The organism is Aquimonas voraii (assembly GCF_900101825.1).
In the GTDB taxonomy this organism is placed as follows: Bacteria; Pseudomonadota; Gammaproteobacteria; order Xanthomonadales; family Xanthomonadaceae; genus Aquimonas; species Aquimonas voraii.
Window position 1 is genome coordinate 45,222 of record NZ_FNAG01000013.1, and the last position, 23,567, is coordinate 68,788.

Consider the following 23,567-nt stretch of genomic DNA (forward strand, 5'->3'; position numbering starts at 1 on the left):
GGATTCGGGATTCGGGATTCGGGATTCGGGATTCGCAAGAGCGTCGCTGGATTCGAAGGCGCGCTCTGACCTGACCGGGTCACCGGGTTTTGCTCGACGGGCTGCCTTGCGCAGCCCGTCGTCGTTAAGGACCCTTGGAATCCAGATCCGACTCCTGCCATGACGGACGGCGGCGGCGCAGGGCGCGGCTTCGGCCTTTGCCCTTTCGAATCCCGAATCCCGAATCCCCAATCCCGGCTCTCTTGAGTCCCCTCGCGTTTTCAGGGAGCCTTGGCGGCCTCGTAACGCGTTCTTCACTGCATGTCGGCCGTTCCCAGCGATCCCAGCCTTGCCAACGCCTTGCTTCCACTCGCCTGCGGGCCGCTCGACCGCCGCTTCGCCGTGGGCGACGCGGCTCCCGTCTCGCTGGAGCGTTTCCTGCGCCAGGCCCGCGCGCTGGCCGAGGGGCTGCCGGCCGGCAGCCATTGCCTCAACCTGTGTGAAGACCGCTATCGCTTCATCCTGACCCTGACCGCCGCCCTGCTGCGCGGCCAGCCGACACTGCTGCCGCCCTCGCGCGCGCCGAGCGTGATCCTGGAAATGCTGGAGCGCTACCCCGAAGCGCACTGCATCGGCGATGACGGCTTGAACGGCTGTGCGCTGGAACGCCGGCCACCGCGCTACACCGACCTGCCGGCTCAATTACACGAATGGCCGGGACCGATCGAGCTGCCGCAGCTGCCGGCAGAAAGCCTGGCCGTGATCGGCTTCACCTCGGGCAGCTCCGGCCCGCCCAAGGCCCAGCCCAAGCGCTGGGGCAGCTTCGGCCGCAGCACGGCCTTGAACGCCGCGCTGCTGCGTCAAGTCGCGGGCGCCGAGGCGCAGATCCTGGCCACCGTGCCCGCCCAGCACATGTACGGCATGGAAACCTCGGTGCTGCTGCCGCTGCTGGGCGGTTTTCCGATCCATCCGGCGCGGCCCTTCTTTCCGGCCGATATCGTGCGCGCCTTGAACGAACTGGAAACGCCCCGGGTGCTGGTGACCACGCCGGTGCACCTGCGCGCGTTGATTGAATCAGGCCTCTCGCTGCCTCCCATTGCAGCCATCGTCAGCGCTACGGCGCCCCTGCCCGTTGACCTCGCTGCCGCGGCGGAGGCGGCCAGCGGTGGCCGCGTGCTCGAGTTCTACGGCAGCACCGAGACCTGCGTCATCGCCCATCGGCAGACCGCCCGCGAGGACGCCTGGACCACCTACGCGGACGTCGACATCCAGCCGCGCCCCGACGGCGCTCAGATCTCCGCCGACTGGCTGGCAGCGCCCGTCTTGCTGCAGGATCTGATCGAACTCCTCCCGCAGGGCCGCTTCCGCCTGGCCGGCCGCGCCGCGGACCTGCTGGAGATTGCCGGCAAGCGCGCCTCACTGGGCGAGCTCACGCGTCGGCTGCTGGCCATTCCCGGCGTGCACGACGGCGTGGTCTTCCTGCCCGACAGCGCGGGGCCGGTGCAGCGCGTGGCCGCACTCGTGGTTGCACCCGATCTCGACGAGGCTGCCGTACTCGCGGCGCTGCGCGACGTGGTCGACCCGGTCTACCTGCCGCGGCCCTTGAAGCGCGTCGCCGCCCTGCCCCGCAACGCCACCGGCAAGCTGCCGCGGGCCGCCCTGCTGGAGGCGCTGCGCGGTCCCTGAGCCGCAGGCGAGCTGCAGAGACGAAGCGAGCCCGACCACCCAAGGCCGGGCTCGCGATCCTTCCAGACGTGTCCGACCGACTACTCGATCGCCGCCATCTGCAGGCCGCGGGAAAGATCGGTGAGGACGTTGTTCACCCAGCTCGCATAGTTCTTGTGGATGTAGCGCTCGCCGCGCTTTTCCTCGTAGGCCAGATTGTCGCTGGAGACATAGGCCAGCGCCACGCGCTGCGCATCGTAGGTGATGCGCACGCGAGCGGTATGGGCGCGCACGTTCAGGGTGGAATCGATCTGGCCCGCAGACTCGGCGGTGACTGTCCAACCACGGCCGATCAGCGCGCGCTTGATCTCGCGCTCGATGGTCTTGAGCTCCAGTCCGGCGGGGACGGCGATCGGGTCGGGGTCGGTCAGCGGCGCCTGACGCGCCCCCATCAGCAGCAGAAGCAAAGGCAGCAGGATCAGCAGATAGCGACGCGAAAAGTGCATGGGTCGAACTCCGTGGTCATGGGACGTGCCGCAGGCAGCGGTCTTCGCAAGTGTGGCCAAACAGTGAAGAGGCCACAAGGCAGGACGCCTGGTGTTTCCGCGCCCCATCGCTGCGGGCCTTGGGCGCGTGCCGAATGCGTCCGCGGCAGTGCGGGGTCACCGTGCCACCCGGCACCGCTCAATCAGCGGCTCGCACCGGGACAGATACGGAAGCACGCGGCACCCTCCATCCATGCAGCCCGAGCCACAGCAGGTACAGGAGGATCGTCAACTTCTGGCTGACCCCACGCGGCAAATCGCGAACGAACACATGCAGCAGCAGGCAGCCGACGGCGAGCAGCGCCAGCGGCAGGAACAGACGCTCGCCGCGCGCCCAGTCGAGGGCGCCGCGCAGCAGTAGCCCCATCCCGGTCAGACCGAAGGCCAGCAGCGCGCTCAACACGTGCAGCCGATGCTCGAGCGGTGGCACGGCACCGGCCGGCGAGCCGCCGGGAAAGACGGCGGTGACCACCAGCGCGATCGCACCGCCGAAGAACAGCAGCAGGGCCACCGTGTTCAGGGCGCCGGAACGTTCACCACGCCAGCTCAGCCAGGCCTGCGCCGAGATCGCCGCGGCGAGGAAGGCATAGGCCGTCTGCAGCCAGAGGCCGTGCGGCCCGGACAGATAGAAAGACAGCGGCGCCTGCACCCAGTCGTAGCCCGGATGCAGGGCCTGCACGGTCATGGCAGTGAACAGAAAGACGAACGGGCCGAGCAGGGCGAGGGTTCGGGTCATGGACAGAGCGAAGAAGAGGGAAGCGGGTGGCGTGAGGCCAAGGCTCGGGGCACGGGCTGACCCGCTCCAACGGCGCGCAGCTCATGGTACGCGCGGCCTGACTGGCCGTTCGTGCGGTCTTTCGAGCCACGCCCCGCAAGCACCACTACTGACCGGGGCAGGCGTGGAGCTCACGGTGGGCCAGGGCCCGCCCTATCCGATGCGCATGGTCGCAAGCCCAAGCTCGCGATGCTCGCCCGCCAGAATCAACTGCGAATCCCGATTTCCTATTCCCGACTACCCGCTCAAGCTCAATCACGCATCGCCACTGCCGGATGCCGCTCGGGCAGGCGCTCCAGCACGGCGTGGGCGACTTCCTGCGTCGAGTGGGCGCGCTCGCCGCCGGCAATGTCGGCGCTGAACACCTTCGCATCCAACGTTTCGCTGACCGCCCGTTCGATTTCGCGGGCTTCGTCTTCCAGGCCCAGCGAATGCCGCAGCAGCATCGCCGCACTCAGGATCGTCGCGATCGGGTTGGCGATGCCGCGGCCGGCGATGTCGGGCGCGCTGCCGTGGATCGGCTCATAGATGCCGCGACGGCCTTCGCCCAGCGAAGCACTGGGCAGCAGGCCCAGCGAGCCGGCCAGCATCGAGGCCTCGTCGGTGAGGATGTCGCCGAACATGTTCTCGGTGACGATGACGTCGTACTCGCGCGGACGCGCGATCAGGTGCATGGCCATGGAGTCGACCAGCTGGTGCTCAAGGCGCACGTCGGGGAACTCCTCCGCACCGATCCGCGTGGCGACTTCGCGCCACAGCCGCGAGGTCTCCAGCACGTTGGCCTTGTCGACGCTGACCAGGTAGCCACGGCGCGCGCGGGCGAAGCCGAAGGCGCGGCGGATCACCCGCTCGATCTCGGCGACCGAGTAGACGCAGAGGTCGGAAGCCCCGTGCTCGCTGCGGGTGCGCTCGCCGAAGTAGATGCCACCGGTCAGTTCGCGCACCACCAGGAGGTCGACGCCGCTCAAGAGATGCGGCTTGATCGGCGCGCGGTCGAGCACCGCCGGATGCGGGGTCACCGGCCGCAGGTTGGCGTACAGGCCCAGCGCCTGGCGGATCGCCAGCAGGCCCTGTTCGGGTCGCACCTTGGCTTTCGGATCCGACCACTTCGGTCCACCCACCGCGCCCAGCAGGATCGCATCCGCCTTGCGGCAGGCGGCGAGCGTCGCTGGAGGCAGCGGTTCGCCCGTGGCGTCAATGGCGGCACCGCCAATCAGGTGCGTGCTGAAGTGGAAGTCGTGGCCGTGGCGCGTGGCGACGCGCTTCAACACCTCGACCGCGGCGGCAGTCACTTCGGGGCCAATGCCGTCGCCCGGCAGCAGAACGATCTCAGCGCGCATGGACAGCGTCCTCTGTGGCAGGCGTGGGCAGGGAGAAATCGCGAGTGCGGGCGGATTCGAAGGCGCTGATCGCGGCCTCGCGGGCGAGCAGGTAGCCGAGCTCGTCCACGCCCTCCAGCAGACAGGTGCGCGCGAAGGCATCCAGCGGGAAGCGGTGCACCTGTCCCTGCGGGGTGGTCAGCGTGCAGGCGGCGATGTCGATGGCGAACTCGCCGTCCGCCTGCTGCATCAGGTGCTGCACGATCGCTTCCTCCAACACGATCGGGACCAGCCCGTTCTTGAGCGCGTTGTTGCGGAAGATGTCGGCGATCTGGCTGCTGACGACGGCCTTCAGGCCCAGGTCGGACAGCGCCCAGGGCGCGTGCTCGCGCGAGCTGCCGCAGCCGAAGTTGCGACCGGCGATCAGGATCTGCCGCCCGGCGTTCGCTGGCTGGTTGAAGGCGAAGTCGGGATCCTTGCGCCAGTCGCTGAAAGCGTGCTGGCCGAGGCCCGCGCGGGTGGTGGTGGAAAGAAACCGCGCCGGAATGATCTGGTCGGTATCGATGTTCTCGCCGCGCAGCACCACGGCGCGGCTGCGGATGTGGGTGATGGAGCTCATCAGGCGACCTCGGCGGTGGCGGTGAGGAATTCGCGCGGATCGGCGATGCGCCCGGCGACCGCAGCGGCCGCGGCCGACAGCGGCGAGGCCAGCACGGTGCGCGCGCCCTGCCCTTGCCGGCCCTCGAAGTTGCGGTTGCTGGTGCTGACCGCGAGCTGGCCAGGCGCGACGATGTCGCCGTTCATGGCGATGCACATCGAGCAGCCGGGCTCGCGCCACTCGGCGCCGGCGGCGCGCACGATCGCGTCGATGCCTTCGGCCTCGGCTTCGCGCTTGACCTTCTCGGAGCCCGCCACCACCAGCATGCGCACGCGCGGATGCACGCGCCGGCCGCGCAGGATCTTCGCGACATCGCGCAGATCGGCGAGGCGTCCGTTGGTGCAGCTGCCGACGAAGACCACGTCGACCGGCTGACCGACCAGACCGAAGCCCGCCTCGAAGCCCATGTAGTCGAGCCCCTTGCGGGCGCTTGCGTCAGCCGGCTCCGGCACCACGGCATCGACTGCGATCGCGGTACCCGGATGGGTGCCCCAGGTCAGGGTCGGGCGGATGTCGGCGGCATCGATGCGGACCACGCGGTCGAACTGGGCGTCGGTGTCACTCACGAACTTCGACCATTCGATCATCGCCGCCTCGAAGGCCGCGCCCTTGGGCGCGCGCGCAGCGCGACGCAGCCATTCGAAGGTCGTGGCATCGGGCGCGACCATGCCGCAGCGCGCGCCGGCCTCGATCGACATGTTGCACAGGGTCATGCGCGCTTCCATGTCCATCGCGCGGATCGCCGAGCCGCGGTACTCCAGCGCGTAGCCGGTGCCGCCGTTGACGCCGATGACGCCGATCACGTGCAGGATCACGTCCTTGGCGCTGACGCCTGGCGCCAGCTCGCCCTCGACCTCGATCGCCATGGTCTTGGGCTTGCGCTGCAGCAGGCACTGCGTCGCCAGCACGTGGCCGACCTCGCTGGTGCCGATGCCAAACGCCATCGCGCCGAAGGCGCCGTGCGTGCTGGTGTGGCTGTCACCGCAGACGATGGTCATACCCGGCCGGGTCAGGCCCAGCTCGGGCGCGACCACATGCACGATGCCGCGGCGGGCGTCGCCCATGTCGAACAGTTCGATGCCGTGGCGCGCGCAGTTCGCGCGCAGCTGGTCGACCTGTTTTTCAGAGGCCGCAGTCGCATAGGGCAATCGACCGTTCGCATCGGCCGGCAAGGTTGGCGTGCTGTGGTCCAGGGTCGCCATGCAGCGCTCGGGGCAGCGCGGCGACAGGCCGCGTGACTCCAGCTCGGAGAAGGCCTGCGGGGTGGTGACCTCATGCAGCAGATGCAGGTCGATGTAGAGCACCGCGGGCGCGGACTCGGTTTCAGGGACGACGACGTGGGCGTCCCAGAGTTTTTCGAAGAGGGTGCGGGGCATTGGAGGGCCGGGATTCGTTGTTGGGGATTCGGGATTCGGGATTCGGGATTCGGGATTCGGGATTCGAAAGAGCACGCTGCGATTACTCGATCGGAGCCAGCTCAGCTCCCCTCTCCCCTTGAGGGAAGCGGAGGAGAGCGTTTGTCGGCTGCCGGTGGCAGCCGACGCTGTCCGGAGCCCGAGCGAAGCGAAGGTGGGCTGGGGGATAGGGGTAGGAAGCTTGCGGCGAGCATTGCCCCCTCTCCCCAACCCCTCTCCCACCAGGGGAGAGGGGCTAAAAGCTCAGCCTCGATCAAGCCGATGCCGTCGCAGCGGTAGGCGCGATCTCACGCTTGCGCAGCAAACGGTTGGCGACGTCCAGCCAGGCCAGTGCGCTGGCCTCGATGATGTCGCGGCTGACGCCGACGCCGGTGTATTCCTCGTCCTCGTAGCTGACCGAGAGGCTGGCCTCGCCGCGGGCCTGGGCGCCCATGCCGATGCTGTGCACCTGGTAACTCTCCAGCTTCAGCTCAATGCCGGTCGCCGCAGCCATGGCCGCGAACAGGGCCGCGACCGGGCCGTCGCTGTCGGCACTCTCGGCCACATGGTTGCCTTCAGGGTCCGACAGTTCGACCTCGGCGCGCGCCTGTCCGCCGGCATCCGAGATGCGCATCGAAGCCAGTCGATAGCCCTGTCCGGCGCTGGCGGTGGCGCCCAGAATCAGCTGCTCCAGGTCACGGTCGCCGACCACGCGCTGGGTTTCGGTCAGCGCCTTGAAGTTGGCGAAGACGTGCTCGAACTCATCGTCTTCGAATACAAAGCCCAGCGCGCGCAGGCGCTCGCTCAGGGCCGCGCGGCCGCTGTGGCGACCCAGCACCAGTTCGGACTTCGGCCAGCCCACGTCCTCGGGCCGCATGATTTCGTAGGTCTCGCGGTTCTTGAGCATGCCGTGCTGGTGGATGCCGGCCTCGTGTGCAAAGGCGTTGACGCCGACGATGGCCTTGTTGCGCTGGACCATCATCCCGGTCAGGCGCTGCAGCAGGCGCGAGGTCGGCACCAGTCGTTCACTGCGGATGCCGGTATCGGCGTTGTAGAAGCCTTGGCGTACGCGCAGAGCCATCACCAGTTCTTCCACTGCACAGTTGCCGGCGCGTTCGCCGATCCCGTTCACGGTGCACTCGACCTGGCGCGCGCCGCCCTCGATGGCCGCCAGTGAGTTGGCCACGGCCAGGCCGAGGTCGTTGTGGCAGTGCGCGCTCCAGATCAGATGATCGCCGGGCACCGCCGCGCGCAGGCGTTCGAAAAGGCTGCGGATCTCCTCGGGCGTGGTGTAGCCGACGGTGTCGGGCACGTTGAGCGTGGTCGCTCCCGCGCGGGCGGCCGCACCGAAGGCTTTGACCAGCACCTCGAACTCGGTGCGGATCGCGTCCTCCGCGGAAAACTCGACGTCGTCGAAGTAGCGCCGCGCATAGGTCACCGCGCTTTCGGCGCGATCGATCACCTGCTGCTCGCTCAGGCCGAGCTTGAACTTGCGGTGCAGCGGGCTCGTCGAGATGAACACATGGATGCGGGGCTTGTGGGCCTTCTCCATGGCGCGCGCGCAGGCCTCGATGTCGGCCTCGGCGCAGCGCGAGAGCGTAGCCAGCGTGACGTGCTGGCCGATCTCCCGCGCAATCGCGTCGGCGGACTCACGGTCGGCCTGCGAGCTCGCCGGGAAGCCGGTCTCGATGATGTCGACGCCGAGCTCCGCGAGCGCGCGAGCCATCACCTTCTTCTGCGCGGGGCCCATGCTGGCGCCTGGCGACTGTTCGCCGTCGCGCAGGGTGGTGTCGAAGATGCGGATGCGATGGCTCATGGTGGCTCCAGCGGGTTTCAAGTTCGAAGGGTCGGGTGTCGTTCGAGGGGCTTGGCAAACCGCAGGCAAAGAAAAACCCCGCCTCGGTTTCCCGGTGCGGGGTTCTCGGATTCTCGGGTTTCAGCCTGCTACACGCGCCCTAGAGTTCGAGTCCGCACCTGTGCGGTCGAAGAAGAAGGCCGATAAGAAGCAGCGACGCCGCCGGGAGGCGGTCGTGGTTCAGGCTGCTAGGGCTCGGCTTCGAGGGCATGGGCCGCAGTCTTGATGCGCTGCGGCGAAATTGTCAAGCCCGGCCCGAAGGGCATGCGGCGATGGTCTAAGCCGAGCTCCCGGCACCGGCTGAGCGCCTCATTCGGCGCCCTGGAAGCGGAAATCGTCGCCGCCCTCGGCCTTGGCACGGTACAGCAGACGATCCGCTTGGCTGTACCAGACCGACCAGCCGGCATCGGGGTCGCAGACCACGGCGCCGACGCTGATCGTCAGCGTGGTGGCATGCAGCGGTTCCGGCAGTGCCAGCAGGCGCACGCTGTCGACCAGGGTGCGGGCGCGCAGCTCGACCTCTTCGGGGCGCTCAACCCGCACCAACAGGGCGAACTCGTCGCCGCCCAGGCGCGCGGGCACGTCGGACTCGCCGGCGATGCGGCGCAGCTGGCCGGCCACGGCTTCGAGCACGCGGTCGCCGATGATGTGCCCGAAGCTGTCGTTGATGGTCTTGAAGTTGTCCAGATCCACGAGCAGCAGGCCTAGTGCGCCCGGCCGCGGCAGGTGCTCGATATCGTCCAGATGGGCGTAGAGGCCGCGGCGATTGCGCAGGCCCGTCAGCTCGTCCGTCTGCACGAGCGTCTCGGCGTTGTTGAGACGCGTGCGGGTCTGGCGCAGCGAGTCGAGGGTCAGAAGGAGTTCTTCGTTGCGGCGTTTGAGGTTCAGGATGAGCTGCTGCTCGCTGGCCACGAGGTAGGCGAAGCTGCGGCGCATGAAACGGGCGATCATGGCCGGCTCGTGCTCGAGCAGGGCGTCAAAGTCACCGTTGGACACCGCCACCAGCAGGCAGGGCCCGAGGGCGACCGCGCTTGCCAGGCGGGCATGGTTGCCGATGAAGAATGCGAGCTCGCCGAAGAACTCGCTGGCGCCGATGCGCTTGTCACGCATGCCGTCGCCGAACTCAAGGGCGACCTCGCCTTCGACCACCACGAACATGGTGCGGCCAAGTTCGCCGCGGCGGAAAATCAACTCTCCAGCGGCGACCACTCGACGCTCGCCTACGCGCTCGAACAGCGCGAGCTCGGCCGCCGACAGCCGACGGGCTTCGCGTCCCGCCTCATCGTCGATGGCAGGCAGCTCGGTCTCCGGAGGGCGGGGATTCATCGGCGAGGCATCTCACTGTCCAAAGCCCATCACGGGCCGCACCGAGTGTAGCAGTCGCACTTGGCGCGCCCCTGCTCCGCAGGTCATGGGCTTTGGTCGAAGCGGGACGATCCGGGAACGGCCGGCGCCTGGCGCGACAAGCGCTGACGCGCTGCGCTCGATGTGTGCCACGCCGCGTCACCCAGGACAAGCCCGGGCCCCGCGGGCGGCTACAGGAAGCTGAACTCGAAAGCGATGGCCTGGTTTCCAGGATCGACCACTTCCAGCTCGATCAGCACGGATTCGCCGGGCGCGAGCACATCGCGCTCGGGCGCTTGGCCAAGGTAGTCCACAGCAGCGAAACGACGCAGTGCGACCAGACGCCCATCGAGGTCTGACATGCTGATCTCAAGCACCGGCCAAGCCTGAGGCCACACTGCGTCGTTGCGGAAGCTCGCGCTGATGAGCAGGGCATCCGGCACCGAAGGATGTGGGCTCACATCGCGACTCAACAGGCTGATCCGTGCCGGCTCCGCGTAGGCAGGCAGATCGCAGCCAATCGCCACGCAGAGCCGCTGGAGCCAGGGCCGCAACACCGGGTCCTGCGCCAGCTCGGCGCGCTGGGCCAGCACGATCTGGCCGGTCAGCAGCAGGCCCAGCAGAGCGGTCGCGGCCCACCAGCGAGCGCTGGCCGTGCTCTTCGCACGCCGTCGGCGCAATGCGAACTGCGGTGCCTGCGGACTGGCGGATACACCTTCCGGCGAGCGTTCGCGTGGGTCGACCATGCCCTCCGGCAACACGCGCGGCGCCTGCGCCAGACTGCCGCGACCGTAACCGGCGGCCGCCTGCGCCGGTGTGTCGGCCAGGCGCTCAAGCCCGTTGAACTGCTTCTCGCAGACGCCGCAGACCAGCTCACCGCGGCCAAGCGCGATCTGCGCGGCGTTGAGCGCGTGCACGGTCAGGCAGTGCGGACATTGGGTGTACATGGGGGATTCGGGATTCGGGATTCGGGATTCGGGATTCGGGATTCGGGAAGCCTGCCAGAGGCTAGCGCGAAAAGAGCGCCTTGGGCTCAGGGCGCAGCGAGCTCACGCAACGCGACCGGGATATCAGCCGTGCGCTGCACGCTGCGCAGGCGCGGATGGGCAGGATCGACGGCGTGCTCGGCCTCCAGCGCCCAGGTCACGGCATAGGGCACATGCACGCCCGCGCCACCGAGCGCAAGCACCGGCTCGATGTCCGAGCGCAGCGAGTTGCCGACCATGGCGAAGCGCACGGGCGCCACCTCGCATTCGGCGAGCACGCGGGCATAGGTCTGCGGGTCCTTCTCGGAGACGATCTCGATGCGCGGGAACAGGTCCGCCAGCCCGGACTGGCGGATCTTGGCCTCCTGGTGGAACAGGTCGCCCTTGGTGATCAGCACCAGCGGCGCCACCTCCGCCGCCGCCTCGACCGCGTCGCGCACGTCCGGTAGCAGTTCGACGGGGTGGCTGAGAATGCCCTTGCCGAGGTCCAGCAAGCGGTGGATGTCGGCCGCACTGACGCGCTCCTGCGTCAACGCGATGGCCGTCTCGATCATCGACAGACACATGCCCTTCGCGCCATAGCCGAACAGCTTGATGTTGCGCCGCTCGGTGTCGAGCATGCGCTGGTGCAGGCCGGCATCGGCGAGATCGACGTACTGGCCGACGATGCGCTCGAACTCGGCATGCGCCTGTTGGAAGTGGATCTCGCTGTGCCACAGCGTGTCGTCGGCGTCGAAGCCTACAAGCTCGAATGACGAGGAAGATTTCAACGAAGCCCCCGGTAGGTGTTCGCGCTGCTCGCAGCTTGTAAATCCAAGCGCTCGAATGACGAGGAAGTTTTCAACGAAGCCTCCAGTGCTTGTGCGCGCTGTGAGCCCCTCTCCCGAGGGAGAGGGGTTGGGGTGAGGGCCGGGCAGAGCCCTGCCCGGCAAACCGCATCACCGTTCCGACTCGGTTCTTGCCTGCCTCAATCGACCTGCGAGGGATTTGGCGAGCCGTGCGGACTGCCGGGCCGCATAGGGTGGGCCCTGGCCCACGATGAGCTCAACGCTCGCTCCAGGCTTGTTTCTTCGCTCCATCGCTTGAAGCCAGGAGCAAGAGCTTTCGGTCAGCCCTTCGGGCTGCCCGACCTACTTCTCTTTGCGTGGCCACTGCGCCGCAGGAGCGGCGCGAACGCCGAAGGCGGCCCCGGAGGGGCGGAGGGCAGGAAGCCCGGAGTCAAGAGAAGTAGGCAAGAGAAAGGCCTGCTCGTCCGCGCCCATCGCGCATCCATGCGCGATAGGTCCGCGATTCTCGGCCGGTGTTCGTGGACAGTGCATCCCTGCACTGTCACGAACATCGCCGGCCTCCCTGCAGGCGCCCCCGCGGGCGGATCGTCCGAGCCTCGCCGCTCCCCAGGGGCCCCGAGAAGAGCGCGGGCTTCTGCCCGCAAGAGCCAACGCAAGCAGCGAGAAGCGAGAAGCGAGAAGCGAGAGTCAATGCCAGAGCCACATCGGCTTTGAATCAATCAACCCGAAGCCTGGATTGCTCTCAACGAATCCCGAATCCCCAATCCCGAATCCCGGCCGTCAAAGCCCCTTCGCCGCCGCCACGATCTTCTCGACCGTGAACCCGTAGTGCTTGAACAACTGGTCCGCCGGTGCCGAGGCGCCGAAGCTGTCGATGCCGATGACGGCGCCGTCGAGGCCCACGTACTTGCGCCAGAAGTCGGACACGCCGGCCTCGATGGCGATGCGCTTGCGGCACCAGCCGGGCAGCACGCCTTCGCGCCATTCCACGGGCTGGGCGTCGAATACATTGCTGCAGGGCATGCTGACCACGCGCACCTTGGTGCCTTCGGCCTCCAGCGCGCGTGCCGCCTGCATGGCGAGTTCGACCTCGCTGCCGCTGGCAATCAGGATGAGGTCGAAGCGCGCTTCCGGCGGATCAGTCAGCACGTAGCCGCCACGGGCGATGTCGGCAACCTGCTCGGCCGTGCGCGGCTGGTGCTGCAGGTTCTGGCGGCTGAAGACCAGGCAGCTCGGCCCGTCGGCGCGGGTGATCGCGGCCTTCCAGCTGACCGCGCTCTCCACCGCATCGCAGGGACGCCAGACGTGGTTGTTGGGGATGTAGCGCAGGCTGGCCAGATGCTCGACCGGCTGGTGGGTCGGGCCGTCCTCGCCCAGGCCGATGGAGTCGTGGGTGAAAACGTGGATGGTGCGGGTCGGGATCAGCGCCGACATGCGCAGGGCATTGCGCGCGTAGTCGCTGAACACCAGGAAGGTGGCGTCGTAGGGCAGGAAGCCGCCGTGCAGGGCCAGACCGTTGGCGATCGCGCTCATGCCGAACTCGCGCACGCCGTAGTAGACGTAGTTGGCGTTCGGGTCCTCGGCGTTGACGTCCTTCGAGCCCTTCCACAGCGTCAGGTTGGAGCCCGCCAGATCGGCCGAACCGCCGATCAGCTCGGGTAGCAGCGGGCCGAAGGCTTCCAGCGCCATCTGCGAAGCCTTGCGCGAGGCGACGGTCGGGCCTTCCGCCTGCAGTTTGCTGATGTAGGCATCGGCGGCAGCCACGAAGTCCGCCGGCAGCTCGCCGCGCATGCGGCGCTCGAACTCGGCGGCGAGCTCGGGGTTGGCCTGCGCATAGGCCTGGAACATCGCGTTCCACTGCGCCTCAGCGCCGGCGAGGTCACGCGCGCGCCAGCCGGCGTAGATGTCCTGCGGAATCTCGAAGGGCGCATGCGGCCAGTTGAGCGCGGCACGGGCGCCGGCGATCTCGTCCTTGCCCAGCGGCGCGCCATGGCAGGCCTCCTTGCCAGCCTTGGTCGGCGCACCGAAGCCGATCGTGGTGCGGCAGCAGATCAGGGTCGGGCGATCGGTTTCGGCCTGCGCGGTACGGATGGCCTGGGCGATCTCTTCGGGGTCGTGGCCATCGACACGGCGGATCACCTGCCAGCCGTAGGCCTCGAAGCGGGCCGGGGTGTCATCGGTGAACCAGCCGTGGACCTCGCCGTCGATCGAGATCCCGTTGTCGTCCCAGAAGGCGATCAGCTTGCCGAGCTTCATGGTGCCGGCCAGCGAGCAGGCCTCGTGGCTGATGCCTTCCATCAGGCAGCCGTCACCAAGGAACACATAGGTATGGTGATCGACCACGGCGTGGCCGGGCCGGTTGAAGCGCCGCGCGAGCACCTTCTCGGCGAGCGCCATACCAACAGCATTGGCCAAGCCTTGGCCCAGCGGACCGGTCGTGGTTTCCACGCCCGGTGTATGGAACGCCTCCGGATGACCCGGGGTCTTGGAATGCAGCTGGCGGAAGCGCTTCAGCTCGTCGATCGGCAAGTCGTAGCCGGCCAGATGCAGCAGCGAATACAGCAGCATCGATCCATGGCCGTTGGAGACCACGAAGCGGTCTCGGTTGGCCCAACCGGGGTTGCCCGGGCTGTGCTTCAGGAAATCGTTCCACAGCACTTCGGCAATGTCGGCCATGCCCATCGGCATGCCCGGGTGGCCGCTCTTGGCCGCCTCGACGGCGTCGGCGGACAGGAATCGGATGGCGTTGGCGAGTTCGCGACGGCTGGGCATCGGGGGTTCCATGGGCGGCTGGGCGGTAAGCCCGTCATTGTCGCCGAGGGTCCGGAGGGGGGCAAACGCGGGACCAGGCGTATTGACAATCAAACGCCAGCCCGTCGTCCGCCGTGCATGCCTGCCTTGCGGAGTCCCGACCCTTGGACCCTGAGCTGTCGGAAAGTCTGGCGGCACGAGCCGGGAAACTGGGCGGCCGCGAGCCGGGGAACCGGCCGCTGCGCTGGCAGAGGCTTGTAAACATTGTGTTAGCATCCGACGACCGCCAACCCAGTTCCGGGGGCGGTTGAGGTATTCGGGTGCTGACCCGATCCCAGCCAACTGTTTGGAGACATAGCCGATGTCAAAGTTCAACCCGCTGTCGGGTGCTATTCGCTTCGCGCTCGTCGCCGGTACCGCCGCTCTCGTGGCAGCTCCGGCCTACGCCCAGGAAGAAGAAACGCCCACCTCGCTTGACCAGATCGTGGTCACCGGCTCGCGCATCCAGAGCCAGACTGTGACCGCGTCCGCCCCGGTCACTGAAATCCAGCGCGAAGACTTCGCGCTCTCCGGTGCGACCCGCGTTGACGACCTCGTCAACCAGTACCCCCAGCTGAACCCGGCCTTTGACTCACAAGAGAACAACGGCGCCACCGGCTACGCCACCGTCTCCCTGCGCAACCTGGGCCCGGAACGCACCCTGACCCTGGTCAATGGCCGTCGCCTGCCGCCGGGCCCGACGGGTGAGCTGCGCGACATCAGCATCATTCCCGCGGCGCTGATCAACCGCGTCGACATCCTGACCGGCGGTGCGTCCGCGGTGTACGGCTCCGACGCCGTCGCCGGCGTCGTGAACTTCGTGCTCGACACCGAGTTCGAGGGCTTCAGCATCAACGCGGGCTACTCGGCCTACCAGCACGACAACCGCAACAGCTACATGCAGGGCCTGCAGGACGAGTCCGGCTTCGAGTACGAAGACGGCAACTCCGGCTTCGACGGCGCCAGCCGCAACCTTGACCTGGCCTGGGGCGGCGCGATCGGCGACGGTTCCGGCCACGCCATGGCTTGGGTGACCTACCGCGAGAACGATCCGCTGTTCCACGCCCAGCGCGACTACTCCTCGTGCGCGCTTGATGCCACCGGCACGTTCTGCGGCGGCTCGGCCACCAGCGATACCGGCAACTTCGTTGTCAGCCAGGCCGGTGTCCGCAACGGCGCCTTCGCCTCGTTCGACAGCACCGGCCGCTGGTCGAACGGCGTGCGTAACCTCTACAACTACGCTCCGCCGAACTACTACCAGCGTCCGGATGAGCGCTACACCGCCGGCACCGCGATCAGCTACGAGGTGAACGAGTACTTCACCCCGTACTTCGAAGCCATGCTGGTGAACCGCAAGGACAGCATCCAGATCGCCGAGTCCGGCGCCTTCAACGTCGGTCTGACCGGCCAGAGCTGCGCCAACCCCATCTTCGGTTCGCTGTGCGCCGACCTGGGCCTGAATCCTGATCTGCCCTTCAACGTGGGCGTGCTGCGCCGCAACGTCGAGGGTGGCCCGCGCATCACCCGCACCAGCGACTTCTCCTATCGCTTCGTGGTGGGCGCGAAGGGTGCGCTGGGTGAGATCTGGAACTACGATGCCTCGTACACGTTCGCGCGCACGAGCAACGACACCCAGGGCTCGAACGACTTCCTGATCTCGCGCATCCGCAGTGGCCTGCTGGGCTGCCCCGCCGGCTCCTTCGCTGGCTGCCAGTTCTGGAACGTCTGGCGTGACGGTGGCGCGACTGCCGAGGCGGCGAACGCCCTGGCCGGCACCAGCTTCAACAAGACCGACACCGAGATGGAGGTGTTCAACGCCTTCGCCACCGGCGACCTCGGCTTCGGCCTGCCCTGGGCCGGCGGCTCGACCATCTTCAGCGTGTTCGGTGTCGAGCACCGCCGTGAAGCCTTCTCGTCGGTGTCGGACAACGACAGCGCGGCGGGCAACTTCGCCGGCGCCGGTGCCGCCCAGCCGCCGATCGACGGCCAGACCAAGGTCAACGAAGTCTTCATGGAAGCCCTGGTCCCGCTGTTCGCTGGCGATGGCGCCTTCCGCTCGCTGGACCTCGACCTCGGCTACCGCTACTCCGACTATGACCGTGCCGGCGGCGCCAACACCTACAAGATCGGCCTGATCGGCGAGATCGGCATGGTGCGTCCGCGCGTGGGCTACAACCGCGCCATCCGCGCGCCGGGCATCAACAACCTGTTCTCGCTGCAGCGCACTGCCCTGTACGCGGGCGCCGATCCGTGCGCGGGCCCGGTGTCTGCCTCCACGGGTCTTGTTTCGAGCGGGCGCACCCCGGAAGAGTGCGCGCGCACCGGCGTCACGGCCGCGCAGTACGGCAACATCCTGAACAACCCGGCGGGCCAGAACAACCAGTTCATCGGTGGTAACCCGAACCTCGAGCCGGAGCAGGCCGATACCTACACCGTGGGCCTGGTGGTGACGCCGACCGACGACCTGTCGATCGCGCTGGACTACTACAACATCCAGATCGAGGACACCATCACCGGCATCGGTGCGCCGACGATCCTGCGTACCTGTCTGGACACCGGTCTGGCTTCTATCTGTGACCTGATCCAGCGCGGCCCCGACGGCGACCTGTGGCAGGCCGACAGCAACTTCGTGGTCAACACCACCCAGAACTTCGGTGAGCTGTCCACGAACGGCGTCGACCTGAACGTCAACTACACCTTCGAAGCTCTGGGTGGCCGCTTCTTCACCAACTTCGTCGGCACCTACATCCTCGAACAGGAAGTCTCGCCGCTGCCCGGCGTGCCGAACACGGCGTTCGATTGCGCTGGCCTGATCAACGAAAGCTGCCGCACGCAGGATTGGCGCCATATCGCCAATGTCCGCTACTCGCGCGACAGCTGGTCGCTGAACCTGCGCTGGCGTCACTTCGGCGCGATCGACTACGTGTCGGTCGACGGCGAACCGCTCGAGGACGACCTGCTGCTCGCCGAGCGTGGCGGGATCGGTAGCTACAACTACCTCGACCTGTCCGGCTCGCTGGCTCTGGCCGACAACATCGACCTGACCTTGGGCATCAACAACATCGTTGACAAGGAGCCGCCGCTGGTGGGTGTTGACAACGCCACCAACGCCAACGCTCCGGGCGGCTACGACCAGCTGGGTCGCTTCATCTTCAGCAGCATCAACGTGCGCTTCTAATCGAGCACCACGTGCAGCACCTGGACGGCGGGCCTCGGCCCGCCGTCTTTTTTTGCCCCATGGACAAGGCAGGCAGCAGCCCGCCGCGGACCCCATTCCGCGATCGCACGCGTGAGTACAGCTGGAGCACCAGTCCGCCCGGCGCCGGAAGCTCGCAAGCGCCAGGCCGCGCCGGGGGATACGCCCGGGTGGTCAACCTGGACCACTGGCCCCGACCAGCTTCAACGGTGCGCTTGCCTCGTCAGAAACGAGCGGACAATTGCGATGGGAGGGTGGCCGTTGGATCGCATCTGCGGGCCGGCAACTTGGAGAGCCCCCGCGGCAGGGCTATCCCGCTGCTCTACTCCGCCACATCCGCGATCGCTGCGCGGCGACGCGAGGCGGACTCGGCGAGACGGCCTGCCCTGGATGCCGCGAGCGCAGGGCTGCGAGCGTGATTCCTGAAAGATCACGACCCCACTGGCTCAGCCCCGCTCGAATTCGGGCAGGGCGGCACTGATCTCGCGAACCATGTCGCGCTCGGCCAACGACAGCAGTGGATTCCATACATCGAAAATCAGGACGACGCGAAGTTCATCGCTGTCGTTCCGCGCTTCGTGCTCGATGCTGTCGTCGAAAATCAGCACCTCGCCCACCTTCCAACGGCGCTGCTCGAAGCCGACCCGGTACAGGCAATGCTCCGGCACGATCAGGGGCAGATGGACCACCAACCTCGCGTTGGTCTCCCCATGGTGCGGCGGGATATGGGTGTGTGGGGCAAGCGCGGAAAACATCGCGTTGGGACAGAGTCCGCCGATATCGGCCATTTCGACCTCGGCCAGGGCCTCGGCGGTACGTGGACAGGCACGCAGGTGATCCTCTACAGGTGCACCGTGCTGCCAGAGGAAGTAGCTGCTCCAACGAGTTGAATGGTTGAGCTCCTTCCACTGGTTCACCGGAGTGCCCGGTTCGTACGCGACGTAGGGCTGGAATTCCGCCTGCGCCTCAGCATGAACGGCATTGAGCTCCTCCCTGATCTCCGCAGTGCGCCGCTCAAGAGCGCTCACCCAGGCGAACTGCGCGCGCTCGAAAAAGGGCTCGGCAGGCAGGCGCGGAACCAGAAGCCGGTTCGGCTTCGACGGGTAGGGCTGTGACCGCCCCGCCAGCAAGGCCCCTGCCTCACGCCAGCGCTCGGCCTCACTGGGGCTGAGTTTCTCGCGGGCGACACCTAGGCGGGCTTCCAGAAACTCGCTCAGGGCATCGCTGGCTCGATCGACGCAGTGCTTGGCGTGTGCGAGCGCCGTACGCAGCTGAGGCGGCCATGCGCGCTCCGGCGGCGCCACCTGCAGAGCATTCCGATAGTGCGATGCCGCGGCACGCGGACCCGCCTCGCGCTCAATCAGGGCGGCCTTGGCAAGCAGCGCGGGGAGACAGTATGGATCCAGACTCAGGGCCTGGGTCAGGGCCCTCGCCTCGCCATCAGAATCCGCGCGCTCGCGTAGGGCCATGGCAAGGCTGACCAGGGTCATGGGCTCGCCTGGTGCCGCCCGATGCGCCTGCTGCAGGAGTTCGATCGCCTCGATGGTCGCTCCGCGGTGCAGCGCCTCCATGCCTAGGTGGTGCAGGGCGAGCGGATGATCTGGCCTGAGCTGGCGGACCTGACGCCAAAGCGAAACCGCTTGCGCCACCTGCCCATGCTGAACCGCGCGAAGTGCGGCCTGCACCAGTGCTTCGATGTTCTGCTGCATCCGTCCCGCCTCGTGACTTGGTCCTGATCCGCCTGCAAGGATAGCCCCAGCCGACTAGCCTGGGGCCCCAATGCCTCGATCGATATACTTGCTGGCCGCGGGCGTGTCGGAGAACGCGCGGTTTCCCGCAGCTCGCTCTCCCAAGTCGCGCTCGGAACCACTTGGCGAGGTCCGCAACGACTGATCGATCGCCCCTCGACACCGCTCGCCCAACACGCGCCGATGCGCCCCAAAGATTCCGGAGTTCACTTGAGCCTTTCGCAGTGGGAGACCTACTACCGAAGCGGTGCCGTCGCGACCGGCCCCGTGGGCCTTGACGGTCTCTATGACCTAGAACTGCAGGAGGCCTGGCAAGCCTTCTTCGATCAGCTGCCCGCCGATGCTCGCCTGCTGGACATCGGCACCGGCAACGGCGTGCTGCCGCTGATGGCGCTGAAAGCCGCGCAGCGACGCGGCGAGAAATGGTCGATCGACGCCACCGACTTGGCCCAGATCGATCCCGTCAACTCCGTCAGCGGAGGGGCGCACAGGTATGCCGGCGTGCGCTTCCATCCAGGCGTCGCCAATGAACGCCTGCCTTTCACAGCCGCGAGTTTCGACGGCGTAAGCGGGCACTACGCACTCGAATACGGGAACACCTCTGCCTCGCTCGCCGAGGTGGCGCGCGTACTGGCTTCCGGCGGACACGCCCAGTTCGTCCTGCATCATGCGGAGTCGGTGCTGATGGACTCCGCGCGGCACTCGATGGCGGAATGCGATCTGGTCTTCAAGCAGACCCGCATCTACCGGAAACTGCATCGCTTGGTCAGCGCCGACCAACCATCCCAAGACTTCCTTCGGAACGCCCAGCAGGAGCTCTCGGCGGCGATCCGTCAACTGCGCCAAGCGCTTGAACAGCGGCGCCACGATCGCCCCGAATCAGGACGAATCCTGGAGATCGCCCTGGACGCCGCCCGCAGCCTGTTGGCCGCACGCACCCGTACCCGCCCCAGCTTGGTCGGGCTGGAGGTAGACCGCGCCGAGGAAGACCTGCGCGCAGCATGGCGCCGACTCAACGACCTCACCCGGCATGCCGTCGACGCCGCGGGCTTTGCGCGCGTCTGCCGGGAGGCCGACAGTGCCGGCTTCGAAATTCTCAAGTCGGAGCCGATCTTCCACGCGGCGACGAATCTTGTCGGCTGGCAGCTCAGTCTGAGAAAGCGCTGAGCCCGCCACTCGGACCTTTCCTCAGTACGCTTGGACTCGGCCCACTGGAAGCATGTCGAATGCGACGGTGATGCGCGGCTCAGCATCGTCGAAAGGCACGGTGCCGTGCCAAAGGTAGGACGGGAAGAGAGCGACATGCCCCGCTCGCGGCTGGATGATTCGCCGCGGCTGCAGGTCCAGCCCAAGTTCCAGCGGTGGCTGCCCCAACTGCAGCGCACCTGCCGTGATCCCGCCATGAGCGCTTTCCCCGGCTTCAGACACGGATGGAGGAAGAGCGACGTAGAAGGCCGAACTCATCCAACCCTCATTGTGGAAATGGTTCGCGTGGCTGCCCGACCTCCAGAGTTTCACCGACCAGGAGCCCGTGAATTGCACGCTGCGCCCAAGGCGGCCAAGAAACGGATGGCGCTCTTCAGAACGAAGTCCAGCGAGCCAAGCCTCGATCGTCGAGAGCAACGCTTGCCGGAGCACCTCGATCCTCGGCTCGCCACGCCCGAACAGGCGGCCGGGCGTCTGTGAACCACCGCGCAGGCTTTGCGCCACGGGCTGCGTCTTCGCTCGATGCAGTGGCTCAAGTGCGTCCCGCAGATCGTCAAGGAAGTCAGGCATGTCGCGCCAGCCGCGAGGCACATCGATCGGGCGCAACGCCACCAGACGCTCGAAGCCACACAGCCAGTCCTCGCGAGGGTCCCCAAGCAGACGCCATGCGGTCGCGAGATACGCCCAAGTTTCCTGGCGCTGTGGATCGAGCGCCAGGGTGCGTTCGGCGCGGGCGGCAGCGGCCGACCACTGTCCGGACTTGAGCAGATGGCGCACGTAGGCATTGTTGAAACTGGGATCCTGAGCGCCGAGGCTGCGGTCAGCCTCGGCGTACAACGAGGCCGCCCGTTCGGACTGGCCGGAGATCTCCAGAGCGTTGGCCTGCAGCGCGATCAATCGCGGATGGTCCTCGCGTCGACGCAACTCCTGCAGTCGCTCGAAAGCCTCCTCGCCACGCTTGGTCTCGATGAGGAAGCGGACGTAGCCAACTTGTAGCTCGGTGTTTTCCGGCTGCGCCTCGACCGCCTTGCGGAAGAAAGCGGCATCGTTCGACTCGGGCGCGACCAGCCCCGCTTCGCCAGCCCCGTACTCCCAATCAAGGTTCGCGCGAGTGGTGTAGGCGGGCGCGAATCCCGGAAAGCGTTCCAACAACAGACTGGAAGCCTCGCGGGCATCCTCGATCCGCAGGCAATCGATCAGCGCCCCCACTTCCGCATCAAGTACCTCGGGGCCCACCTCACCGAGTCGGCGGGATTCGCGATAAGCCTCGACTGCATCCTCGGGCCGACCAGCGAGACGCAATACGCCCGCGAGACTGGCCCACAGCAGTGTCGAACCTGGCTCCAGCGCAAGGGCCCTGCGCAGGGCGGACTCGGCGGCTGCGAGATCGCTGTTATCGCGCAGCGCGCTTCCCAGGGCATGCCACGCACGTACGAGACGCTCATCAAGTTCGAGGGCGCGGCGGAGGCTGGCCATGGCGGCGAGTCGCTGGTCCCGGCCGTGGCTGGAGGAGACATGATCCGCTCCGCCAACTCTCGAGAGAGAAAGCTGCACCAGGCCCAGTTCTCCCCAGGCAGCAGCGTCTGTCGGCGCAACGCTCAGATAGCGCCGCCAGGCCAACTCGGCGTCCGCCCAGCGACCCTGTCGCGCCAGAAAGCGGGCGTGGTTGCCCAAGATGATGGGTTGCCCAGGCACCAAACCCAGCGCCGTGCGAAACGCATGTTCAGCCTCCTCCAAGGCGCCAGCCTGCGCCGCGCAGAGAGCGAGCGCATGCTGAGCGTCAGGCGCCAAGGCTTGTCGCCTCGCGAGCTCTCGAGCCTGGGCGAGCATGGACGCTCCTCGTCCACGGGACACCTCGCGCATCAGCGTGGACACCAGCTCGGCGGACGTGCGGTCCATCAGGCGCATTTCAGAGACTCGGTCCGTTTACAACCCTGTTGCTCAACCGGGACAGGGCCTCCCCTCGCCAGGAACACACGCTCCGCGCTGCATGCCATCAACCATGTTGCGGAATGCTTCCGCGCGCGAGCGACGCTCTGCCAAAGTCAAGCACTCAAGCGCCCCGAGCCGGGTCCCTGTGCTCGAAATGCGTTTGCAGATCTTGCGGTCCTCATCTTCAGGCTTGAGGACATCGTTGATCTGGGACTGCGCCGAGGCCAGCGACTGCTGCTTCTCCGCGGGCAACTCAGACACTCGTTCCACCATGCCCAAGACTTCGACGATATGGGCGAATGCCGACTCAAGGCGATCCATGTCCCGCTTCTTGATGCGGCCATACTGCCCATCCCGGGCCATGTTCATGGAAAGCTCGATTTCATCCAGCAGGGCTTCGGCCTCGGTGCGTTGATCATTCTCGGCCGCAACGGTTCCACCACTTTCAGGCGCACCTCCCGAGCCGAGATCCCGGGCAGAGACCATCAATGGCAGAGCGATCAGAATAGCCAACAGCATTCGAAGCAGTTTCACTGGATCTTCCTCACTGGTCGGAGGCACCAAGTCCAACAGTCCGGCGCGCCGGACGCAAGTGCAACACGGAAACGAAGAGGCCGAGACGACGTCGGAGCCCTCTTCAGGCGCCTCGGACGCCGGAGGACGTCCACGGTGGGAACTGTACAGGGGAGGAGTCTTCGCACCTGCCTCAAGCAGCTTCGCCCCCCTGGTTCGAAAAGTTCCCCGCAGGAGCGGAAGACCCAAGGCCCCGCGCAACCTGCCCTTGCAGCGCGTTGCACGGCGATGAGATGGAAGCCTCGAGAGGTCAGACCCGCCCCCCCTGATCCTCCCGCGTTCGATCAGCGCAAGCGACGTACTCGCAGACCTGTGCCTCCCGGCTTGCTCAACAGATAACCGCCCGCAAATGTCCTCCGGATGTTCACGATATCCCCGGATCTCAGCGGCCCACGCACGCCGCCTTCGGTCACGCGCCATATCTGGCCGTTTTCCAGGACCACTTCGCGCTGCCCCCCCTTCAGGGAACGCACGGCCGCAACTACGGCCTCGATCCTGTCGACTTGCGACGCGCGCTCAGCCTCAGGTTTGCTCAACTCGACCTGACGCTCGCTGAGGCCGAAGTCCTGCTCCGGGCGTGCTTCGGTCAAGCCTTGCCCAGAAGACAAATCGGCTGTCACGGGGGGGAAAGCACGGTCGTAGCAAGCGAGCCGCGCGCCCGGCTCGGTGAACTCTGCACAGGGATGCCCAGCCGCACACGCTTCGCCAGACCAGACCAAGGCCCCAAGGAGCCCAACCTTCCACGCCCACTGCATGCGATGCACTGCAAGACTCCTCATGAACTCTGTGACGGTTGTGGTCGGAACGCCGCTGT

At 67.1% G+C, this 23,567-nt stretch carries 17 protein-coding genes; 3 read left to right on the forward strand and 14 right to left on the reverse strand.

The window, feature by feature from the left end; genetic code table 11:
- Positions 1-300 precede the first annotated feature (300 nt).
- Entirely contained in the window at positions 301-1,665 is a 1,365-nt protein-coding gene (locus BLP83_RS15460; RefSeq protein WP_091244815.1) for an AMP-binding protein, read from the forward strand.
- Between the two features lie 80 nt (positions 1,666-1,745).
- Here BLP83_RS15460 and BLP83_RS15465 read toward each other — a convergent pair whose 3' ends face one another.
- The 10 genes from BLP83_RS15465 to tkt all read right to left on the reverse strand — a co-directional run bounded on the left by BLP83_RS15465 (position 1,746) and on the right by tkt (position 14,080).
- Positions 1,746-2,150 (reverse strand): hypothetical protein, encoded by a 405-nt coding sequence (locus BLP83_RS15465; protein ID WP_091244818.1) that lies wholly within the window; start codon positions 2,148-2,150, stop codon positions 1,746-1,748.
- Positions 2,151-2,328: 178 nt separating this feature from the next.
- Positions 2,329-2,925, reverse strand: a complete 597-nt coding sequence (locus BLP83_RS15470) for a DUF998 domain-containing protein (protein ID WP_091244823.1) — start codon at positions 2,923-2,925, stop codon at positions 2,329-2,331.
- Positions 2,926-3,215: 290 nt separating this feature from the next.
- Positions 3,216-4,304: a 3-isopropylmalate dehydrogenase gene (leuB, locus tag BLP83_RS15475; protein ID WP_091244825.1), complete on the reverse strand. Its 1,089-nt coding sequence runs from the start codon at positions 4,302-4,304 to the stop codon at positions 3,216-3,218.
- Positions 4,294-4,902: a 3-isopropylmalate dehydratase small subunit gene (gene leuD, locus BLP83_RS15480; protein WP_091244828.1), complete on the reverse strand. Its 609-nt coding sequence runs from the start codon at positions 4,900-4,902 to the stop codon at positions 4,294-4,296. The genes leuB and leuD overlap by 11 nt, the downstream gene beginning before the upstream one ends.
- Entirely contained in the window at positions 4,902-6,317 is a 1,416-nt protein-coding gene (gene leuC, locus BLP83_RS15485; RefSeq protein WP_091244830.1) for a 3-isopropylmalate dehydratase large subunit, read from the reverse strand. The genes leuD and leuC overlap by 1 nt, the downstream gene beginning before the upstream one ends.
- Positions 6,318-6,609: 292 nt before the next feature.
- Positions 6,610-8,151 carry a 2-isopropylmalate synthase gene (locus tag BLP83_RS15490; protein ID WP_091244833.1) on the reverse strand — a complete coding sequence of 514 codons (1,542 nt, stop codon included), beginning with the start codon at positions 8,149-8,151 and terminating at the stop codon, positions 6,610-6,612.
- A gap of 348 nt (positions 8,152-8,499) precedes the next feature.
- The gene (locus BLP83_RS15495) at positions 8,500-9,516 is read right to left on the reverse strand and encodes a GGDEF domain-containing protein (RefSeq protein ID WP_091244836.1); all 1,017 of its coding nucleotides are present in this window, start codon (positions 9,514-9,516) and stop codon (positions 8,500-8,502) included.
- A 209-nt stretch (positions 9,517-9,725) separates the two neighbouring features.
- Entirely contained in the window at positions 9,726-10,481 is a 756-nt protein-coding gene (locus BLP83_RS15500; protein ID WP_091244838.1) for a zinc-ribbon and DUF3426 domain-containing protein, read from the reverse strand.
- An 86-nt stretch (positions 10,482-10,567) separates the two neighbouring features.
- Entirely contained in the window at positions 10,568-11,290 is a 723-nt protein-coding gene (locus BLP83_RS15505) for an HAD family hydrolase (RefSeq protein WP_091244841.1), read from the reverse strand.
- Between the two features lie 798 nt (positions 11,291-12,088).
- The gene (tkt, locus tag BLP83_RS15510; RefSeq protein ID WP_091244978.1) at positions 12,089-14,080 is read right to left on the reverse strand and encodes a transketolase; all 1,992 of its coding nucleotides are present in this window, start codon (positions 14,078-14,080) and stop codon (positions 12,089-12,091) included.
- Positions 14,081-14,420: 340 nt separating this feature from the next.
- Between tkt and BLP83_RS15515 the strand changes: the two genes are divergently transcribed.
- Positions 14,421-17,276: a TonB-dependent receptor domain-containing protein gene (locus tag BLP83_RS15515; protein ID WP_091244843.1), complete on the forward strand. Its 2,856-nt coding sequence runs from the start codon at positions 14,421-14,423 to the stop codon at positions 17,274-17,276.
- Between the two features lie 464 nt (positions 17,277-17,740).
- On the opposite strand, the gene BLP83_RS15520 is transcribed toward BLP83_RS15515, so the two are convergent.
- A complete protein-coding gene (locus BLP83_RS15520; protein WP_091244846.1) occupies positions 17,741-19,003 on the reverse strand; it encodes an aspartyl/asparaginyl beta-hydroxylase domain-containing protein in 1,263 nt (420 codons plus the stop codon).
- A 249-nt stretch (positions 19,004-19,252) separates the two neighbouring features.
- Between BLP83_RS15520 and BLP83_RS15525 the strand changes: the two genes are divergently transcribed.
- Positions 19,253-20,209 (forward strand): class I SAM-dependent methyltransferase, encoded by a 957-nt coding sequence (locus tag BLP83_RS15525; protein ID WP_176764228.1) that lies wholly within the window; start codon positions 19,253-19,255, stop codon positions 20,207-20,209.
- 21 nt (positions 20,210-20,230) lie between these two features.
- Here the strand turns inward: BLP83_RS15525 and BLP83_RS15530 are convergent, their stop codons facing one another.
- The 3 genes from BLP83_RS15530 to BLP83_RS18420 all read right to left on the reverse strand — a co-directional run bounded on the left by BLP83_RS15530 (position 20,231) and on the right by BLP83_RS18420 (position 23,343).
- A complete protein-coding gene (locus BLP83_RS15530) occupies positions 20,231-22,156 on the reverse strand; it encodes a putative 2OG-Fe(II) oxygenase (RefSeq protein WP_091244853.1) in 1,926 nt (641 codons plus the stop codon).
- A gap of 33 nt (positions 22,157-22,189) precedes the next feature.
- A complete protein-coding gene (locus BLP83_RS15535) occupies positions 22,190-22,714 on the reverse strand; it encodes a hypothetical protein (protein WP_143006721.1) in 525 nt (174 codons plus the stop codon).
- A gap of 323 nt (positions 22,715-23,037) precedes the next feature.
- Entirely contained in the window at positions 23,038-23,343 is a 306-nt protein-coding gene (locus tag BLP83_RS18420; RefSeq protein ID WP_143006722.1) for a hypothetical protein, read from the reverse strand.
- Positions 23,344-23,567: the final 224 nt, after the last annotated feature.

Excerpts from the sequence above, each read along its gene's own strand:
- tkt (WP_091244978.1), bottom strand. The coding sequence starts at position 14,080 with ATGCCCAGCCGTCGCGAACTCGCCAACGCCATCCGATTCCTGTCCGCC.
- BLP83_RS15515 (WP_091244843.1), top strand. The coding sequence starts at position 14,421 with ATGTCAAAGTTCAACCCGCTGTCGGGTGCTATTCGCTTCGCGCTCGTC.
- BLP83_RS15495 (WP_091244836.1), bottom strand. The coding sequence starts at position 9,516 with ATGAATCCCCGCCCTCCGGAGACCGAGCTGCCTGCCATCGACGATGAG.
- BLP83_RS15470 (WP_091244823.1), bottom strand. The coding sequence starts at position 2,925 with ATGACCCGAACCCTCGCCCTGCTCGGCCCGTTCGTCTTTCTGTTCACT.
- BLP83_RS15520 (WP_091244846.1), bottom strand. The coding sequence starts at position 19,003 with ATGCAGCAGAACATCGAAGCACTGGTGCAGGCCGCACTTCGCGCGGTT.
- leuC (WP_091244830.1), bottom strand. The coding sequence starts at position 6,317 with ATGCCCCGCACCCTCTTCGAAAAACTCTGGGACGCCCACGTCGTCGTC.
- BLP83_RS15460 (WP_091244815.1), top strand. The coding sequence starts at position 301 with ATGTCGGCCGTTCCCAGCGATCCCAGCCTTGCCAACGCCTTGCTTCCA.
- BLP83_RS15530 (WP_091244853.1), bottom strand. The coding sequence starts at position 22,156 with ATGCGCCTGATGGACCGCACGTCCGCCGAGCTGGTGTCCACGCTGATG.
- BLP83_RS15465 (WP_091244818.1), bottom strand. The coding sequence starts at position 2,150 with ATGCACTTTTCGCGTCGCTATCTGCTGATCCTGCTGCCTTTGCTTCTG.
- leuB (WP_091244825.1), bottom strand. The coding sequence starts at position 4,304 with ATGCGCGCTGAGATCGTTCTGCTGCCGGGCGACGGCATTGGCCCCGAA.
- BLP83_RS15500 (WP_091244838.1), bottom strand. The coding sequence starts at position 10,481 with ATGTACACCCAATGTCCGCACTGCCTGACCGTGCACGCGCTCAACGCC.
- leuD (WP_091244828.1), bottom strand. The coding sequence starts at position 4,902 with ATGAGCTCCATCACCCACATCCGCAGCCGCGCCGTGGTGCTGCGCGGC.
- BLP83_RS15490 (WP_091244833.1), bottom strand. The coding sequence starts at position 8,151 with ATGAGCCATCGCATCCGCATCTTCGACACCACCCTGCGCGACGGCGAA.